The 2,365-nt window shown below is 64.5% G+C and carries 1 protein-coding gene and 1 pseudogene; both read right to left on the bottom strand.

The annotated features are described in order from the left end of the window. Positions 1-1,583, bottom strand: a 1,583-nt coding sequence (locus EOA75_RS31915; RefSeq protein ID WP_127326076.1) for a PAS-domain containing protein, incomplete at its 3' end; no start/stop codon positions are given. 80 nt (positions 1,584-1,663) lie between these two features. Beyond that, positions 1,664-2,365, bottom strand: a pseudogene (locus EOA75_RS31920) (branched-chain amino acid ABC transporter substrate-binding protein); the annotation flags it as partial.

The following is a 2,365-nucleotide window of genomic DNA, read 5'->3' on the forward strand; positions in this document are numbered from 1 at the left end:
CCGCCGGCGCTGACCCGCCGCTCGTTTATCATGATCCATCGTCCGTCGCCCCGCCGCTGCACCCACGGTTCGCCGGGGTTACGGTGCCGCCATAGGCGCTCCGCGACCCACTCATCGACCCGACCCTCGGCATCCCTGATGTAGCCACGCTCCGCGGATCGGCGAATGATCTCCTCGAATGCCATGCCGGGGGTTAGCTCTGCCTCCAGACCGGCGTATAGCAGTTCGCGGTAGCGGCTGTTGCTAAGGACAAGCCAGTCCTCTTTGTCATAGAGAGCGAAACCTTCGGAAATGCTTTCGATGGCATCGACCAGCCGCTGACGCGCTTCTGCAACGTCGCGCAGGTTCTTTTCCTCGACCTCGACAGCGGTATCCCGGAAGAGGCTCAGCGCCTCGGCCATGCGCCCGATTTCGTCGCTGCCCGCCGCCGGCAGCGGCGCACGAAGGTCGCCGCCCGCGATCGCGAGCATGCCCTGACTCACCGCTCCCAGACGGGCGAGTAGGCTGCGGTCGACATAGAGCCAGACGACCAGAACCGAGCTCAACAGGCTGAGAAACGCAGAGCCGAGGACAACTCCGGTGCCGTAGCGCTGGACGAGCGCGGCTTCGCGACCGGAGGCAGCGATCTCGCGGTCCGCTGCGGCGACAAGACGGTCGACGGCTGCGGTCAGACTGCGCGACAGCCGATTGTTTTCAGCCAGAAGCTTTTCGCCCTGCGAGAGGACCGCAAGCTCCTCCTCCCGTGCCTTCGGGATGCTGCTCTCACCATCGGTGAGTACCTCGAACTCGTCCACCCGCAGCCGAAAACGGGTTTGCAGCTTTTCGTCGATCTCCGAGGAAGCCGTTTCCAGAGCGGCGAGCGAGCGGTGCAGCGGAAACAGGATCAACGCCAGGTCGCCTCGCGTCGGCGCGGTCGCGGCCTTCACCAGCGCGTCGTTGACTGCCGAGATCTCCAGCAGCGCCTTCTGCTGGGGGATGTAAGCCGCAATCGCATGGACCATGTCGGCCATTGCCGCTGCGCGTCGATCGGGCGACAGCGACGTATCGGCCGCGACCGCCCGCCATTGCGGGAGCCTGGAATCCATCACCACGATGCCGGTGGCCAGAAGGCGTTGGCTGCCGGTCGTCGTCGCGGCGAGGCGGTTCAGAAGCTCCTCCTTGCGGGCGACGACCTCGAGGCGGGCGACAACAAGAGAGTCGAGCTCCTTCAGGTTGCGCCTCAAAACAACCGCAGCTTCCTCGATCTCAGCTAAAGGCACTGTGCCCAGCGTAGCATCTCTGAGATCCGTACGCAGGGCCTCGAGGCGGGACATCTCGAGCGCGACGGCCGCCGAGACCTTGCTGTGCTGAGCCCTGCTTGTCGCCGCCAGCACCGATGGCGCGGCGGCAGCGACCCGTTCGGCCTGGCGCGACAGCTGGAGGGAAGCCAACGCCGGCGGCACCCGATCCGTGGTGATTCGGTCGACAACGTCGCCGACTTCGAGGAAGGCATAAAGCGCCGCAGCGGTAGCCAGCACCGCAAGGCCGCTGATCCCGAAAAAGGCGAGCAACAGCCGACCGCGTATGCCGAGGCGTTCAAGCATCGTGGGGAGTCGGAACAATCCAGCCACACTGGTCTGCATCAGACTAGACGTCTCAGCGTCACGCCGGCGTTCGGCGCACCCTATTCAACCGGCACGTACTCCCCGCCCCGCCAGACGTACCAAACCCAGCTCTGCCTCGTGAGGTCGCCCTTGGCGTCGAAATCGACCCTGCCAATGACGGTGTCGAATTGCTGTTCGCGCAGTGCCGCTATGACCGCCTTTGGCGCCAGCGAACCTGCCTTCGCCACCGCCTGGGCCCAGACCTGCACCGCGCAGTAGCTCAACAGCGTATAGCCCGCGGGCTCGAAGTTGTCCGCACGGAACTGCTCCACGACCGCGGCCGCGCCGGCATTTCGCCGCGGGTCCGCCGGGAAGGTGAACAGGGTCCCCTCCGCCGCTGAGCCTGCGATCAGGGCGAATTCCTCGGTAGCCAAAGCATCTCCGGATATGAGCTGAAGCGTGTAGTCCCGGTCGCCTGCAGCGCGAGCGATCAGCGCAACGTCGGCATGATACCCGCCTACATACAAGGCCGAAATGCCGGCGGATTGCAACGCAGCGACCTCGGCTGAATAGTCGTCCTTCCCAGGCCTGTATGCGTCGTAAAAAGCTTCAGTCACGCCCCGTTTGTTCAGCTGCTTCCTGGTCTCGTCGGCGAGACCCTTCCCATAGGTCGAATTGTCGTGAAGGATTGCGATCTTCTTGTCGTCCCAGTGATCGGCAAGGTAGTTGCCGGCGATGAAACTGCGCGTCGTCGCGACCAATGGTGCGGAAGACATTGCCAC

Origin of the sequence: Mesorhizobium sp. M1A.F.Ca.IN.022.07.1.1 (genome assembly GCF_003997575.1) — a bacterium.
Taxonomy (GTDB): domain Bacteria; phylum Pseudomonadota; class Alphaproteobacteria; order Rhizobiales; family Rhizobiaceae; genus Mesorhizobium.